The sequence below is a fragment of the Chitinophaga rhizophila genome, from assembly GCF_019492185.1.
GTDB lineage: Bacteria > Bacteroidota > Bacteroidia > Chitinophagales > Chitinophagaceae > Chitinophaga > Chitinophaga rhizophila.
Map to the genome: position 1 here is coordinate 855,300 of NZ_JAICCF010000003.1, position 16,033 is coordinate 871,332.

15 protein-coding genes are annotated in these 16,033 nt (G+C 46.2%); 6 read left to right on the forward strand and 9 right to left on the reverse strand.

All coding sequences use genetic code 11. The features are described from left to right. Window positions 1-47: 47 nt before the first annotated feature. A complete protein-coding gene (locus tag K1Y79_RS18050; RefSeq protein WP_220251561.1) occupies window positions 48-3,251 on the reverse strand; it encodes an ATP-dependent helicase in 3,204 nt (1,067 codons plus the stop codon). 51 nt (window positions 3,252-3,302) lie between these two features. On the opposite strand from K1Y79_RS18050, the gene K1Y79_RS18055 reads away from it, so the two are divergent. The 5 genes from K1Y79_RS18055 to K1Y79_RS18075 all read left to right on the forward strand — a co-directional run bounded on the left by K1Y79_RS18055 (window position 3,303) and on the right by K1Y79_RS18075 (window position 6,106). Further along, the gene (locus K1Y79_RS18055) at window positions 3,303-3,773 is read left to right on the forward strand and encodes an SRPBCC family protein (protein WP_220251562.1); all 471 of its coding nucleotides are present in this window, start codon (window positions 3,303-3,305) and stop codon (window positions 3,771-3,773) included. 76 nt (window positions 3,774-3,849) lie between these two features. Then, on the forward strand, window positions 3,850-4,356 hold the full coding sequence (locus K1Y79_RS18060; RefSeq protein ID WP_220251563.1) for an RNA polymerase sigma factor: 507 nt from the start codon (window positions 3,850-3,852) through the stop codon (window positions 4,354-4,356). After that, window positions 4,357-4,827, forward strand: a complete 471-nt coding sequence (locus K1Y79_RS18065) for a hypothetical protein (protein ID WP_220251564.1) — start codon at window positions 4,357-4,359, stop codon at window positions 4,825-4,827. Between the two features lie 164 nt (window positions 4,828-4,991). After that, window positions 4,992-5,516 (forward strand): hypothetical protein, encoded by a 525-nt coding sequence (locus K1Y79_RS18070; protein WP_220251565.1) that lies wholly within the window; start codon window positions 4,992-4,994, stop codon window positions 5,514-5,516. Window positions 5,517-5,605: 89 nt separating this feature from the next. After that, window positions 5,606-6,106 (forward strand): lipocalin family protein, encoded by a 501-nt coding sequence (locus K1Y79_RS18075; RefSeq protein ID WP_220251566.1) that lies wholly within the window; start codon window positions 5,606-5,608, stop codon window positions 6,104-6,106. Between the two features lie 107 nt (window positions 6,107-6,213). Here the strand turns inward: K1Y79_RS18075 and K1Y79_RS18080 are convergent, their stop codons facing one another. The 8 genes from K1Y79_RS18080 to kbl form a co-directional block, all read right to left on the reverse strand. Next, on the reverse strand, window positions 6,214-7,128 hold the full coding sequence (locus K1Y79_RS18080) for a LysR substrate-binding domain-containing protein (protein ID WP_220251567.1): 915 nt from the start codon (window positions 7,126-7,128) through the stop codon (window positions 6,214-6,216). A gap of 78 nt (window positions 7,129-7,206) precedes the next feature. Beyond that, on the reverse strand, window positions 7,207-7,596 hold the full coding sequence (locus tag K1Y79_RS18085) for a hypothetical protein (protein WP_220251568.1): 390 nt from the start codon (window positions 7,594-7,596) through the stop codon (window positions 7,207-7,209). A gap of 379 nt (window positions 7,597-7,975) precedes the next feature. Then, complete coding sequence (ispG, locus tag K1Y79_RS18090) at window positions 7,976-9,916, reverse strand: (E)-4-hydroxy-3-methylbut-2-enyl-diphosphate synthase (protein ID WP_220251569.1); 1,941 nt, start codon at window positions 9,914-9,916, stop codon at window positions 7,976-7,978. Between the two features lie 50 nt (window positions 9,917-9,966). After that, window positions 9,967-10,509, reverse strand: coding sequence for a peptide deformylase (gene def, locus K1Y79_RS18095; RefSeq protein WP_220251570.1), 543 nt, complete (start codon window positions 10,507-10,509; stop codon window positions 9,967-9,969). A gap of 218 nt (window positions 10,510-10,727) precedes the next feature. Next, window positions 10,728-11,489: a tetratricopeptide repeat protein gene (locus tag K1Y79_RS18100; protein WP_220251571.1), complete on the reverse strand. Its 762-nt coding sequence runs from the start codon at window positions 11,487-11,489 to the stop codon at window positions 10,728-10,730. Continuing rightward, window positions 11,486-12,523: a VWA domain-containing protein gene (locus K1Y79_RS18105; RefSeq protein WP_220251572.1), complete on the reverse strand. Its 1,038-nt coding sequence runs from the start codon at window positions 12,521-12,523 to the stop codon at window positions 11,486-11,488. Before K1Y79_RS18105 ends, K1Y79_RS18100 begins: the two co-directional genes overlap by 4 nt. Window positions 12,524-13,057: 534 nt before the next feature. Further along, on the reverse strand, window positions 13,058-13,861 hold the full coding sequence (blaOXA, locus tag K1Y79_RS18110; protein ID WP_220251573.1) for a class D beta-lactamase: 804 nt from the start codon (window positions 13,859-13,861) through the stop codon (window positions 13,058-13,060). A gap of 104 nt (window positions 13,862-13,965) precedes the next feature. After that, complete coding sequence (gene kbl / locus K1Y79_RS18115) at window positions 13,966-15,153, reverse strand: glycine C-acetyltransferase (RefSeq protein ID WP_220251574.1); 1,188 nt, start codon at window positions 15,151-15,153, stop codon at window positions 13,966-13,968. Window positions 15,154-15,525: 372 nt separating this feature from the next. Here kbl and K1Y79_RS18120 point away from each other — a divergent pair, with 372 nt between their 5' ends. After that, window positions 15,526-16,011, forward strand: coding sequence for an RNA polymerase sigma factor (locus K1Y79_RS18120; protein WP_220251575.1), 486 nt, complete (start codon window positions 15,526-15,528; stop codon window positions 16,009-16,011). Window positions 16,012-16,033 lie beyond the last annotated feature (22 nt).

Consider the following 16,033-nt stretch of genomic DNA (forward strand, 5'->3'; position numbering starts at 1 on the left):
AGGGCAGATATTGGTGGTGCTGTATGGCTTGACGGAGTACAGTCACTTCAACTGTCAGGTAATGATTGTTGTTGTAGCAACTGTCCGGGCAGATAGGGGCGCTGATACTCCTCTTCGTCGCTGACGTCATGCAATGCTACATGTAGTTTATTGTCTTTCACGAAGTTACACCAGGCGCACTCTTTTTTGCCGCAGCCGGTATAAAACTCCCTGTTCTGTATTTTGGTCCAGGTAGACACTATCTGCGCAGTAACCAGCCGCACATCTTCAGGCGATATGACCACCTTTTCCCGGTGGTAGCGTTGTTGTTTATTAGGCTCAATAAAGTCAAATTCAGTACTGATCACCTGCCAGTTCTTCTGCCGGTAGTTGTCCAGCAATATCTTGTAAAACACCGCCTGTCGCCAATAGTCGCCTCCATTAGGGTGCTGCTGATCAGGTCTGTTAAATTTCTGGTAATCTTTGATAGCCTTCTCATAATCACCGGTTTTGTAGTCCACAACATTCACCAGATTACCGTCAAATTCAAGTTTATCGATCTTCCCCTTCAAGGGTACACCGCTAACCACCACACTGCGGATGTTCCTTTCTACGCTGACAACTTTATTCCAATGAGGCAGCCAGGTGTTATAATATTGATCAAGGATGACCTTTCCATATTCCAGCCGTCTCTCAAATGATTCCCTGGTAAAGCTCTCCCGGTTACGTAACATACTCCACGTAAAATCCCGGATGAACTCTTCCTTCGGTGGAAATTGATAATTACCGCTCTCCTGCATTTTCTGAAACAGCTTTTCCAGGGCATAGTGTACCGCGGAGCCAAATTCGGTATTCTCAGAGCGGCCCAATGGTACCCGAATGACGTTTTTATAGTAAAAGCCCAGGGGGCAATCAAGATAGTTATTCAGCGCAGTTACATTCATCACAAAACCAGCCAGCAGGGTATCAATGAAAGGTTGGTCGTTGCGGGCTATTTCCGGGGCGATGCCTCGCGTATATTGCAAGGCTTCAAACTTCAGCCTTACCTCCTCGGGGATCATGATCTTCTCCACTCCCGAGGGGTGGTGCGCAAGTATTTCTGTAACAAAAAGGCTTGGCTCCAGCGGCTTGCCATCGGTCCGGTATTCAGGATAACTGATATATAATCGTCGTTCCGCACGGGTCATAGCCACATAAAACAACCGCCTCAGTTCCTGCTCATCAGAGCTGGTAAGGGTGGTAGTGAACAGTGTATCCGGGAAAGAGAAGCCGGCATTACTCCTGACCTTATTTTCCCAAAGATGGGCATTCGCGCCTGCGATAAATACATATTCAAACTCCAGCCCCTTAGCTCCGTGAGCCGTCAGCAGATTAATGCCTGTCTCATTGCCCGACACTTGTACTACCGGTATGGTAATTCCATTATGCTGCATCAGATCAACCATGTCCATAAAAGGCACGAGTGACAGATCTGGATTGCGATGCGTTTCCGCTTTTATAAAGTCGAAGATGGCCTGCAATACCTTCATCAGCCAGGGGCTATCCGGCGCTTTCATTACGTAAGACAGTATACCGCATTCATTAATGATAGCGGCAAACAGCTGTTGCAATGGCAGGTTATGTGCATCTTTCACCAGCTTTTCCATGGTACGGGAAAAGTCTACTAATGCCTCTTCAGGCGCTGCTGTAAAGAGTGTCAGGTTACGGGTATGCGCCCATTCCTGTAGATATTGCCGGATGGAAGATTTCTCACGGTATCCTTTCTCCGCAGCACGGATGCTGATCTTAGCAACTTCAATGGCCGGTATATCGTAAAAATCATAATGTAGTATGGAAAACAGCAGGTCATCGCCACTGTAAGGTGTATCTACCTCACAGGCCAGGTAACGGAGTATGCTCAGCACCTTACGCGCAAAGGGAAGCTCAAATAAATTGATGCTGCGTTTGGAATAGAAGGGCAGTTGCTGTAACCGGCAGTATCTGGCCAGTTCCTCACCATACCTATTCTCCCGGTATATTACGGCAATTCTACCTGGTAGTATGCCGCTATCCAGTAAACCGGCAATCTGTTGTGTGATGCCTGCCATTTCATCGCCGGGGGTGCTGTAACTGTTGATCACGGGTGGCAATGATGGCTGATCTGTCACTTTTGCTGATACAAGTGTTTTGTCCAGTCCGGGTAACTGATTTACCAGCCGGGCATCGCCGTTACTCTCTATCAGCGACATGGCGGCATCCAGTATTGGCTGGTCAGACCTGTAATTGTCGGTCAGTACTATAGTACGAAGGGTATCGGCAAAAGTGTCTGCAAATGTGGCCATATTCTCAATACTGGCCCCCTGAAAGCGATATATGGATTGGTCGTCGTCCCCTACTACAAAGATATTGGGCTGTGACTGACCGCCTATCAGCTGGTAGATAAGTTTGTTTTGGATACCACTGGTATCCTGGTATTCGTCAACAAGTATATACTGGTACTTCTCCTGGTAGTCAGCCAATAGATCAGGATGGCTGTCAAAAGCGCCGGTTACCCAGTTGATCATGTCGTCAAAATCATAGCGGCCAGCGGCATGCAGTAAGGCATTGTATACAGGAAACTGCTCCACAGCTGCCTGCAGCCGGACCATCTTCTCCCTCTCCCTTGCTATTTTGTCAGTGCGTACCTCACCCCGGGTGTATACGCCGGTAGCTTTCCTGGCTATAAAGTCCTCCCGTTGGGGAAGACCTTCTATATAGTCGGTAATAGCGGTTGTTATAAATTCCACAGTCCAGCCTTCCCTTTTCATGGTAGAAAAAAGGTGGGCAAGATGTTTCATATCGAAATATACATCTCCTCTATACCGTTTCAGCGGATTGTCTTTCGTGAAGCCGTCTATCAGCCTCTTGAGCAGCTGGATCTTTTCAAGTTCGGAGGCCGGGTCGAGGCTATGTTTGTCAAATAGCCGCAGATTGTCCTGAATAACCTCATTACAGAAGGAGTGGAAGGTATGAATATTGACACGATAAGCGTCAGGACCAATGAAGTCGGTCAGGCGTTTGCGCATCGCTACGGTGCCGGCATCCGTATATGTAAGACAGAGAATGTTCTGTGGCAGGTAATCGGTATCCTGCAGTATCTTACCAATGCGGGAAGCCAGGATCTGTGTTTTACCGGTACCTGGTCCGGCTATGACCATAACAGGACCCTCCGTCTGATCAACGGCGTCACGCTGCTGCCTGTTCAGGCGGGCATACATTTCCCTGAAATGATGTTGGTACTGATCTTTGGACATTACTATATTTGAAGCTGGCTCTCCGGGCCTTACAAAATAGACTATGAAGTTATGGCAAAAATCTATCGTTTACAGTATGAACAGGTACTAAACACCAATATGGAAGAAGCCTGGAAGTTCTTTTCAAGGGCTGAAAATCTTGAAAAGATTACGCCTGCTTATATGCGGTTTGACATTACATCTCCGCAGACAGACAAGCCGGTGTATGCAGGGCAGATCATTACCTACATTATCCGCCCGGTGCTGAGCATTCCTATACGCTGGATGACAGAAATCACTCATGTGGTGGAAGGGAAGTACTTTATTGATGAACAGCGGGAAGGGCCCTACCGTATGTGGCACCACCAGCATCATTTTGAGGCTGTGCCGGAAGGGGTCAAGATGACTGATATTGTGCATTACTCACTGCCTTTCGGCGTATTAGGTACAGCGGCCCATGCGCTTTTTGTGCAGCGGCAGCTGAGGGATATCTTTCTGTTCAGGAAGGAAGCCGTGGAACGTATGTTTGCCAGCCGGACATAACAAGAATATGTTATAACAAGAAATTGATCGTTACTGATTAATAGTTTATCTTAGTTTCCTCTTAAACCTATAACATTTGCAGCAGACAGCTGTCCATATCGACGAGTTTATCATCACAGAACGCTTAATAGCTGGAGATCCCGGTGCGCAGGAGCTGGTTTATGACCACTATGGTCCGGCATTGTACAGCATTATTTTACAGGTAGTGGGGGATACCCGCAAAGCTGAAGAAGTGCTCACCAAGACGTTCGTGAAGGTTTTCAAGAACATCCATAACTATAAGGAATCCGGTAATACTACGCTATTCGGCTGGCTGATGCGAATGGCCAGGGAAATGGCAGTACTGGAAGCGGTTTACAAGGATGAGAATGAACCAGGTACAGAAATGGTCAGGCCTGACAGCAGCCTGCTACAACGGTTTTCTAATAAATTGCCGGCCCAGAGGAGAACTATTTTTCATTTATGTTACTATAAGGGACTACCAAAAGAGGCTGTAGCTCGTATATTAGGTATACAACCAGAGGAAGTAATGTCCCAGCTAAGGGAAACAATGGTTGAGTTCAGAAAATTTTTAGGGGAATAATTGGATCTTAATCATTACATACAAAGCGGCATCATCGAGAGTTACGTGCTCGGTATCGCCACTGCCAGTGAAGTGGAAGAACTGCATCATATGCGGCGGATATACCCTGCATTGAACCTGGAGATTATGGCGGTAGAACGTCGAATAGAACGAACCGCCCTCAAAGAAGCCGTATTACCCTCGCCCTATCTCAAAGAAAGAATCTTCCAGCGCATCAACTGGCGCGATGAAATACCCCCTCCTCCGGGTGATGATCACTCCAGATACACTTTCATTAATATTCAGTCTAAAGATGGACAGCACATCACTGTACACAGATGGTGGCGTCTGTTCTTTATCATCACCTTCCTACTTTCCAAGGTGTGCCTCTTCTTCGCTATCTACTACTTCCTGAAATACCAGCAGGCACAGGAGAAAAAAGAAGAAGAAAAACAAAGATTGCACACTGAACAAGTCTCTTCTCTAAAATAAATCGGATATTTGTGGTAAAATGGGTAGCAGCACCTATGCCGTTTAAAATAACCGGCTCATTATCAATTTAATGTGCCTTTCGTGCAGCCTCCAGCGTGATTTTAATTTGGAAAAGAATTAGGTTATTTTGACATTTGAAGGCTGTATCGCCTTAGAAGACACGTTTGACCAAGATAATCGCAGACCATAACCATTCACCTAATACTGGCCTTTTGGACCTTCATGACTACATAGAAAGTGGCATTATTGAGAGTTACCTGCTCGGATTGGCATCTGCCGACGAGGCAGCACTGTTTGAACGCATGCGTAATTTATACCCTGAACTAAATACAGAAATAGTAGCTGCAGAGTATAAACTACAGAAACTCATGCAGGAAGATGGTGTGACGCCACCCGCTAAAGTATGGAACAAGATCTCTGAAAGGCTGACCCCCCATCATCACGAAAGTTACTACTCCCGGGCGGGCAAACAAGATACTGCCGCAGACCCATTCACTTACGTACTGCAACCACGCAATAATACCATTACCGTCAGTATCTGGTGGCGTTGTGCATTCATCGCCCTCGTTGTTGTCATAATGGCACTGATAGCCAGTACCGTATACTTCTATCAGCAGTTCCGTACGGTCGAAGAACGCTTAATGCACTTACATCCAGCCTCAACTCAACAGCCAGCCCGGACACACTAACAGCGATTTGGTACGTTTCTTGTTTTTTCCCACCTTGCGTCCCGTAATGCACTGCATTACCGACAATTTAAACATAAAATTATTTAAACATGAAACACCTTACACTTGCAGTATTATGCCTGGTCGCATCTGTATTTGCCATATCCTGTAAAACACAGTCAGGCGCAGCAACCAACACAGAAAAAAGCGCCAGTGAAAGCTCCGTGAAAGGAAACTGGGTTATAACAGATATCACGTTTGATGGTATTCCAAGAGGCTCTAAGGTGACAGTTTTCGACGAAGCCTCCGTTAACTGCTTTAAGGGCAGCCAGTGGATACTGCCTTCCAACAACAACGGTTCCTACACCCTGTCCTCTACCGAAGATGGCTGCAGCACTGCTACGCAGTCTATCGTATGGTCTCTCTACAAACAAGGCGGTGTTAACATGTTCCAGTTTAAAAAAGTAGGTACTGGTCTGAAGGCTAAAAACGTTACCGAAGGTTACCGCGTGGAAGTATCTTCGCTCACCAATACAACAATGGTTTGGAGAGCCACCGTTAACTTTGAAAACAAAACCGCTTATATCGTATATACCCTGCAACGTACTTAGTAGGTAACGGAATATACGCTCTTATAAAACGAAACGCTTAACATGTTATATCGCCAATGAGCCTGTAACATGTTAAGCGTTCATATTTTCAAGTGTATCAACCCCGCTTATCTGATTCCGGTATCTCCCGTTTGCTCGCCTGCATGCTGTTTGGCATAACGCATAAATAGCTGGGCAAGTTTGTCCTGTTGCCCCTGCAGGTATATAAAATGAAACTTCCTGACCAGCCTGAAGTTCTTTACCGGCAATATTTTAAACTCTCCTGCTTCCAGCTCCCTTTTTACTGCATGCAGGGATAGGAAAGCCGCACATGGCGCATGATGCAGATAAGACTTTATACTCTCCGTACTTCCCATGTACATGGCTATCTGCAGATCGGTTAGTTTCAGCTTCAGCCTTTTAAGCTCGTCAGTGATAACCTCCAACGTACCTGAACCTTGTTCCCGCATCAGCAGGGGAATAGACTTCAGTTCGTTTGCGCCCAGCGGCCCATCTCCATAGTTATGCTTTACATTACCAATCAGCGCAATCTCATCCTTCGCAAATTCAACATACTTCAACACCGGGTTTTTAGAACGGCCTTCTATTAATCCAAGCTGTATCGTTTTGTCCAGAATTGCCTGCTCTATCTGTTCTGTATTGCCTGATATCAGCGAGGAAGCTACTTCCGGATAGCGCTGATTGAACTGGGCCAGCAAAGGGGGAATGAAGTATTGTGCTATCGTACTGCTGGCTCCCAGCGACAGTAAGCCTCCCTGTTCATGTTTCAGTTGATTAATCTCATATTCCAGGTTGCGGTAGCTGGTAAAAATATCATCTGCATGTTTCAGCATAATCTGCCCGGCCCGGGTAATCTTGATCTTATTACCAATACGCTCAAACAGCGCCATACCCAATTGCTGCTCAAGTTCATGTATATGCTTGGTAACAGCAGGTTGAGAGATGAATAATTCCTCTGCAGCTTTAGTAAAACTAAGACGCCTGGCTACTGTGTAGAATACTTTTAACCTGAAATCCAACATTGGCTAAATGTACGAATAAATAAAGCGGTTATCCTACCTGGGTAAGATAACCGCCTATCAAAAGTGTATAGCCGCTAATTAAGCTTTTTTATCTGCTGCAGGCTTCTCTTTATTTTCTTTGAAACGTTTGTCCGGAGTACCATCCTTCTTCTGCGGACCTTCCGGCTTAGCTTCCTTAGTCTCCTTGTTGCCCTTGAAACGCTTGTCCGGCGTTCCGTCCTTTTTCATTGGCCCCTGTGCTTTCTCATTTTTGTTCTCCTGGTTGTCCTTAAAACGCTTGTCCGGAGTACCATCTTTTTTCATTGGTCTGCCACTGCTGTCTAACGCAGGTTTCTGGGATTTCTGCCCTGGTTTTTCAGCTCTGTGTGCTGCTTTTTGTTTGTCCTGGCTGGAGGATGCCGGCGTTTGTGCAATAGCAATGCTTGCACACATCAGAAATGCCAATACGCCTGTAACGATCTTTTTCATCTTAAATGTTTGGTTCAGAATTAGACCGAGAAATTAATAAAATGTTTAATAAGTAGCTGCAGACATCAATAATATTTATTCCAATGTATTAACGTAGTGATTTGCAGTTTATTGAAACGTATTTCCCGCAACATATTGCGTATTGATACGCTTGACAAACCATCCCTCATCATAGTACCTTTGTGTCACCTGACAAAGTACAGTTAACCCCGAAAGTTTGATAACCCCATAAATCATTGAAGTGGATAAAGAGTGAGGAGGTAAGGAAACGTATGATTCGATTGTCTGACTAACATACAGTAACCCCCTTTATTGATTTCTAAGTCATCCTGTTAACCTCAAGTAAAAAGGTCTCGCAAACTGCGAGACCTTTTCGATATTAGTTAGCTTCTACCCACATGCCGTTATCCTTGATCAGCGAGATGAGTTCATCAACAGCTACGTCACTATTGAGGCCTCGTTTTACAACCTCCTTACCTCTGTAAAGGGTTATCTTACCAACGCCGCTGCCAACATACCCGAAGTCAGCATCTGCCATTTCTCCGGGACCATTTACAATACAGCCCATGATAGCGATCTTAACGCCTTTCAGATGATTGGTCACCGCCCTGATCTTAGCCGTGGTCTCCTGCAGGTCAAATAACGTACGACCGCAGGATGGGCATGAGATATATTCAGTTTTCGAGATACGGGTCCTGGTGGCCTGTAATATTCCGAACGCAATATTATTTAATAGTGCATGCCCCGGCGCTTCTGCCCCGGTAGCATTACTTACTACCCACATACCGTCTCCGAAGCCATCCAGCAATAATGCACCAGTCTCCGTAGCATAATGTATCAGATGTTCATCTGGTGTATTGGCTGCCGCAAAACACTTCAGTATCACCGGCTGCTGTATCTGCCTGTCCAGCAATGTTACAAAGGTGCGTCTTACTTCCGGCATAGCATGCGTGTTGGAAGAATGCAGGCAAAGTACCGCTGTTTGGTCACCGGTCAGTTGTGCCAGTAATGCTTCCGGCAACTCAGTACCAGTATTATGATCGACGAAGTTGATAAAAGAAGACTTCTCTGAGGCAGTAAGATACGTCTCCGCATTGAACAGCGGCATGTACTTTTCCTTATCAGTTGCATCTTTCCAGATATTATAAGGAACAATCACTTTCAGTGTGCCCGGCAAAGCGAAGTCCAGCAGTTCATTACTGAAAATGTAATCTGCCGCAGCATCTGCAATGTTCCATTTATCAGTATCTGCATTGTAATTATAACCGGCAGGCAATAGCTGTGCAGGTGTGATACCGCTGGTGGTGCTGAAATCTGCCACAACAACCGGTACCTGTTTGCCGCCAATATTATTTACCGCCATACTTTCACGGCGTTTATATTCAAAAGGAGAGTAGGGGGCCAGGCTGATAGGCTGAATAGGTGTATGACCTGCACGATGTTGATAACGTTTTACCAGATCACGGCATACCGGCAGTTCAAATTCAGGGTCTTCTGTCAGTGATACACGGATTGTATCTCCTATACCGTCTTCCAGCAGTGTGCCGATACCTACGGCGGATTTGATACGGCCGTCTTCTCCGTCACCGGCTTCTGTTACTCCCAGGTGCAGCGGGTAGCAATGGCCCAGCTGGTCCTGCATGGTATGCACCAGCAGGCGGTAAGCCTGCACCATTACCTGCGGATTGCTGGATTTCATACTCAGCACAATATTCCTGAAATTCAGGTCTTCTGCAATACGGAGAAATTCCATGGCGCTTTCCACCATTCCCATTGGCGTATCGCCATAGCGACTCATAATACGGTCACTCAGGGAACCATGGTTAGTACCAATACGCATAGCAGTACCATGCTCCTGGCATATCTTAACCAGCGGCGTGAATTGCTTGCGGATGCGGTCTATCTCTTCCTCGTATTCAGCATCGGTATATGTAAGTGTTTCAAACTTCTTTTTGTCCACATAGTTGCCGGGATTGATACGTACCTTCTCTACAATGCGTGCAGCAATTTCGGCTGCATTCGGAGTAAAATGTATATCGGCAACGAGCGGAGTTGTATATCCTCTTTTGCGCAGCTCATTACGAATAGGCAGCAGGTTTTCTGCCTCCTTCCTACTGGGAGCGGTAATACGTACCAGCTCAGCGCCCGCTTCGATACAACGGATGGCCTGTTCCACGGTACCTAATGTATTCATGGTATCTGTAGTGGTCATCGTTTGAATACGTATCGGATTGTTATTTCCAATCAGCAGGTCTCCAACCTTTACTTCCAAAGTGGCCAGTCGCTTATATTCCGTCAGTGAATTAGTATATAGCTGCATAAATTAATTCCAAATATGAGGCAAAGGTAATGAATAGAACGGCGAATGGATCAACTACGGAGCGGGAATTGCATGGGGTATCCGGGCCGGAATCTGCCTTTGCTGACTGCCCGGAGTTTGTGCTTAAGCAAAGTGCGGCTGAGCGGGGAGAGCAGGTCTGTATACAAACGTCCCTCTATATGGTCATATTCATGCTGTATAATACGCGCGTCCATACCGCTGAATGTCCTGGTATGCTCCTGGAATGACGCGTCCTCGTACCGGATGGTGATCGTCTCTGGGCGGGTTACCATTGCTGTCAGCCCGGGAATGCTGAGGCAACCTTCCTCGTCGGTACTGACGGCGGCACTACGCATGATAATCAATGGGTTCAGAAAAGCCTGCCTCAAAGGCGCATCTTCCAGCCGGTTATCTACCAGGAATAACCTAACCGGCACGTTTACCTGCGGGGCTGCCAGTCCTACGCCGCCGGCATTATCCAGCGTATGCCACATATCGGCAATAAGCTGCGCCAGTCCAGGCGTGTCACGGCTAATCTGCTGTGTAGCTTCCCGCAAAACGGGCGATCCGTATGCGATGATAGGTCTGATCATGCGTTTTTGTGCAAAGAAAGGCCCTGCCGCAAAACAAGAATAGTAGGTTTTAGACATATACCTGCCATACGCCCGGAATAAGACACTTTTATCTGCTTATCAGGGGATGCTGAAAATAGCAATGGGTCTGACCGGAATAATACCTAAAGGTAGTTATTACGTTCAGACCCATTTTATCGTAGATGACAGCAACGATACCGGGCATGCGCCCTTTTATATTACCAGTCTTTATCTACAGGAACAACCTGGCCTTTAGCCTTCTTCATTTTGTCCTGCAGTTTATTTTCTTCCTGCCCCAGTGCCTGCAGTAACCGTTCTGCTTCCTGTTTACTCATCTTGCTTGGCTGTGGTTCAGGCTTCTGGTCCTGCTGTTCTTTATTCTTATTCTTATCTTCTTTGTCTTTGTTTTCGTCCTGTTTGTTCTTCTGCTGATCTTTATTCTGCTGGTCCTTGTTTTGCTGGTCCTGCTGCTGCTTGTCTTTATTCTTGTCCTTGTTATCCTTCTTATCCTTATTGTCGCCGCCGCCGCCCTGGTCTTTCTTCAGCATGGCCTGGGCATAAGCCAGGTTATAACGTGCCTGTTCGTCAGTCGGATTAAGCTTCAGCGCTTCTTTATATGCCTTGATACTCTCTTCCCACTTCTTATTCTGCATAAAGGTATTGCCGATGTTATAACTGGCATCTGCCTTTCCTTCGCGGCTGGGCGCTACTTTAAAAGTGTTGGCATACTGAGTGCGCGCATCATCATAACGCTTTTGTTCATATAGCGAATTACCCAGGTTGTAGCGGCCTTCAACAGACTGCTGGTTTACCTCCAGCGCTTTCTTATAGTTTGCTTCAGCATCAGTATACTGCTTTGCCTTATACAGCTCATTCCCTTTACGGATGAACTTATTGCCCGTCTGGGCAAAGGTTTGCTGGCCAAGGCAGATCAATAGCCCGGCCATGAGTGCCCGATATGTGAATGTTAATTTTGTCATGGTTTTTCTGTAGCGGTAACAACAACATCAGCGCGTTTGCGGCGTCTGATCTCAGGAATAAAAAATTCTGCCACCAGCAATATCAGGCTGATAGCCAGGAAATACTGGAAATAGCTGTTATAATCGGTAAAGATGTTCTCTCCAAATTCTTTCTGCTCCATACTGTCAATCTTCTGCGTCAGCGAGTTCACCACTTCTTCTGTATTATTATCCAGGTGTTCGTAGATGCCCTTACCAGCAGCTGCGATAGACTTTAACGCGTTTTCGTTCAGCTTGGAAATAACGATATTTCCTTCCTTATCTTTTTTGTTAGTCCCTGTTTCCGGATCTGGCAGGGGGGAACCTGTCGGAGAACCAATACCGATGGTATTAATTACAACCCCATCCTCAAATGCAGCGCGGGCACTTGATACTGCGGCTTCATCATGGTCTTCACCATCAGAAATAATGATCAGGGATTTATGTTTTCTCTCTTTCTTATTAAATGCCTCGTTAGCAACCTTGATAGCCTGGCCGATAGCAGTACCCTGTGTAGGGATCATTTCTGGTCCTACGGTAGTGAGGTACATCTTTGCGGCAGAATAATCAATCGTCAGCGGCATCTGGAGATAAGCATTACCGGCAAATACTACCATACCGATACGGTCATTGTCCAGTTTGTCAGACAATTTCAGGATCAGCTGTTTTGCCCTGGTGAGGCGGTCTGGCTTAACGTCGCCCGCCAGCATACTTTTACTCACATCCAAAGCAATGACCACATCTACCCCCTTGCGGGTGATCTTTTCCATCCGGCTGCCTTTCTGAATGTTTGCCAGGCCTATCACACCAAACAGGAAGGCAAGGAATACAAGCAGGAAGCGGAAGGTAAAGCGGCGACGGGAATAACCGGTGAAGAGCTTTTCTACCAGTACAGGGTCTCCAAGTTTACGAACGGAACGTCGTTTCCACCAGGAGATACTGAGGAATGCAAGCTGCAATACCAGCAGTAATACCAGTGCCCATAAATATTCGCTGTGTTGAAAACGTAACATCATTCAATAAAGATTTCTTACGCCGGACTGACAGGAGACCGGACACGAGGATCAAATATAATTTTTTTAGTACGTTTTACACCATTTGCTGATGTCGATTTAGGAGTTTTTTAACGCTGTTGCGGGATATTTTGTTGATTTCCGGCCTTTCGGCGTCAGGGGACGGGAGCAAGTGCAATAGCTTATTAGGTAGTCCAAGGGTAGTCCAAGGGTAGTCTTAGCGTAGTCCAAGCATAGTCCAAGCATAGTCCAAGCATAATTGAAGCGTGATCCGACGGGTAGATCTACAGTAAACCTGATCCCATATTTCTTTGCATTGTAAATCAATCCGGATGAGGGATTGAGTATGTTTTACAAGATGTGGTAACTGCCGTTTATTTTTACCATTTGCTGGTCGTTTCCGGAGTCAGCCAGGGCCAATATTTCAACTATATAAAAAGAAAGACCATAGTTGAACAGGTGGAAAACCGCCGCAACTATGGTCTTTGCTTTTTATTACTTATGAGTATTAACAGTCATCATTCATGACTGCATCATTTATTTCAGCCCTTTGAAATAACCCGCATCAGCAAGGATATTTCTAAGGATTTTCATGCGTACGTCAGGTACATTCAGTGATGAATTTTCGGTTTCCAGGTTCAGTACAAAGAAAGTAGGGTGACCTGCTTCCTCAATCCAGCCGGTAATCCAGGCGATGGTTTTGCGGCCTACTACGCCCATGCCGGTTTTATAGCTCAGTTCGTACTCAGGCTTGGTCTCCATGCGCATTATCTGACGCACGTTCTGCATAGTAACTTTGTGGAATGGCAGCTGGTCAAAGTAGAGTTTCTTCACAAAGCCTAGTTGCTCATCCGGAGAAATCTGTAATGAATTATCCAGCCAGAAGGTATCTATCTTGCTGATTTTCATATTACCATATTTAATGGTATCCAGCCATTGCTGCATCACAGGTTTGGTAACACGACGTGCCACTTCCTGGAAATAAGGTACAGAAGACAGGCGGAAAGCTTGCTGCATGCTCAGGTTCTGGTTCCAATCCGATATAGAACGGGTTACGCCATCCCATGGAATAACATAAGAAGTATCTTTAATAACACCGGTTTCCAGTCCTACCAGCGCATTAAAGATTTTGAAGGTAGAAGCAGGCAGGAAGCGTTCCTGTGCACGTTCCAGGTTGTATACTTTAAAGGTACCCTGGCTGTTGTTAAACAGCATGAAGCATCCTTCAACCTTATATTCGGCAAAGTATTTTTCCCAGCTCTTTTCGTTTTCAACATTATTCGGTGAGCAGGCGTTCGCCAAAAAGGCGATCAGCAGAAGTATCCAGCCAGACTGTTTCATTATGCATTCTTGTTTAGTGCTGCAAAAGTAGATATTTAGTGGTACAGGACGAAATGACGGGAGGATGCCATTGGCATCCTCCCGTATATCATATATAAAATCTCTTATTTTATTACACCAAGTTCCTTACCCACTTTAGTGAAAGCGGTGATAGCTTTGTCCAGGTGCTCCTGTTCGTGTGCGGCGCTGAGCTGTACACGGATGCGGGCTTGTCCTTTCGGTACTACCGGGAAGAAGAAACCGATAACATATACGCCTTCCTGCAGCAGTTTATCGGCAAACTGGGCGCTGAGTACTGCATCATACAGCATTACCGGAACAATCGGGTGATCGCCTGGTTTGATATCGAAACCGGCTTCTGTCATTTTAGTACGGAAGTAGCGGGTGTTGTATTCCAGTTTATCGCGGAGGGCGGTGGTAGCGCTCAGCATATCCAGTACGGAGATGGAGGCACCTACGATGCTTGGCGCGACAGAGTTGGAGAAGAGATAAGGACGGCTACGCTGGCGCAGCATGTCAATTATTTCTTTTTTACCGCTGGTGAAACCGCCGGAAGCACCACCTAAGGCTTTACCCAGGGTACCGGTGATGATATCGATGCGGCCCATTACATTACGATATTCATGTGTACCACGACCGGTTTTACCCAGGAAACCGGAAGAGTGGCTCTCATCGATCATGACAATAGCATCATACTTGTCTGCCAGGTCGCAGATTTTATCCAGCTGGGCAATAGTACCATCCATGCTGAAAGATCCGTCAGTTACGATAATACGGCTGCGGAGGTGAGCTGACTCCTGGAGTTTTGCTTCCAGATCGGCCATATTATTATGTTCGTAACGGTAGCGTTGTGCTTTACAGAGGCGTACACCATCAATAATAGAGGCGTGGTTCAGTGCGTCAGAGATGATGGCATCCTGCTCATTGAACAGCGGCTCAAATACACCGCCATTGGCGTCAAAAGCAGCAGCGTAGAGGATGGTATCTTCTGTACCGAGGAAGGAAGCGAGTTTCAGTTCCAGTTCCCTGTGAATATCCTGCGTACCGCAGATGAAGCGTACACTGCTCATACCATATCCATGGGTGTCAATAGCCGCTTTGGCAGCCTTTATCACGTCAGGGTGACTGGAGAGGCCAAGGTAGTTGTTAGCGCAGAAGTTAACAACCGTCTTGCCGCCTACCTGTATTTCGGCACCTTGTTCAGACGTAATCACTCTTTCATTCTTAAAAAGGCCGGCGGAGCGTATTTCATCCAGTTCGTTTTGGATCCGGGCAATGAATTTCTGGTTCATAAGTAGCAGATTTTTGTAACCTGGTCAAAGTTATAGGTTTAAAAGTATTACGATTCGTGGAGCTATACCGGCATTTGTCAGATGAAATGAAAAAGTTTGACCAGGGTGTAACATTTGGGGACTGCTCTGCGTCATAGTAATGTCTGCACCCAGATCCTGATATCAGCAGTAAAGTTGTGAAGGGAACCGGACAAGGGCTGATTTTCCGCGCTACTGAAAAGGATGGCTGAGGCTTTGCGGGAACTCGCTGTCCGGGAGAGCAAGACGAATAGAACTGTAACGTACAGGTAAATAGTGGGTTAGGAGAGAAGATGAGGAGTAGCGTATATTAATAATTGTCGGACATTAGCACTAAAATCCCGCAACACCCGGATGACGGAAAAGGAGTATAATCAATGCGTGGATCTGTACGCGGACAATCTCTTCCGGTTTATTGTTAAAAATTTAGACCATACTGAGGATGCCAGAGATGTTGTACAGAATGCGTTTGAAATATTGTGGAAGCACTGTAAAGACGTGCCTTTTGAAAAAGGTAAGTCATACCTGTTTACTGTGGCCTACCACAATATGATAGACCATGTCCGTAAAGTGAAGCGCATAACGCTGGTGGAAGACTTTAAGGAAGAGACAAGAGTTTCCGAACAACGGATCCATGACGCCAAGAAAGTGCTGGAGAAAGCATTGGATCGACTGACAGATGTGCAGCGTTCATTGATATTATTGAAAGATTACGAAGGTTACAGCTATGAGGAGATAGGTGATATCATGCAACTCAACCCTTCCCAGGTAAAGGTTTACCTGCACCGGGCCCGGTTACATCTCAAGCAGTACCTGGTTAAGATGGAAAATGTAATCTAGCACAGGTGGATCGAATCAAGTA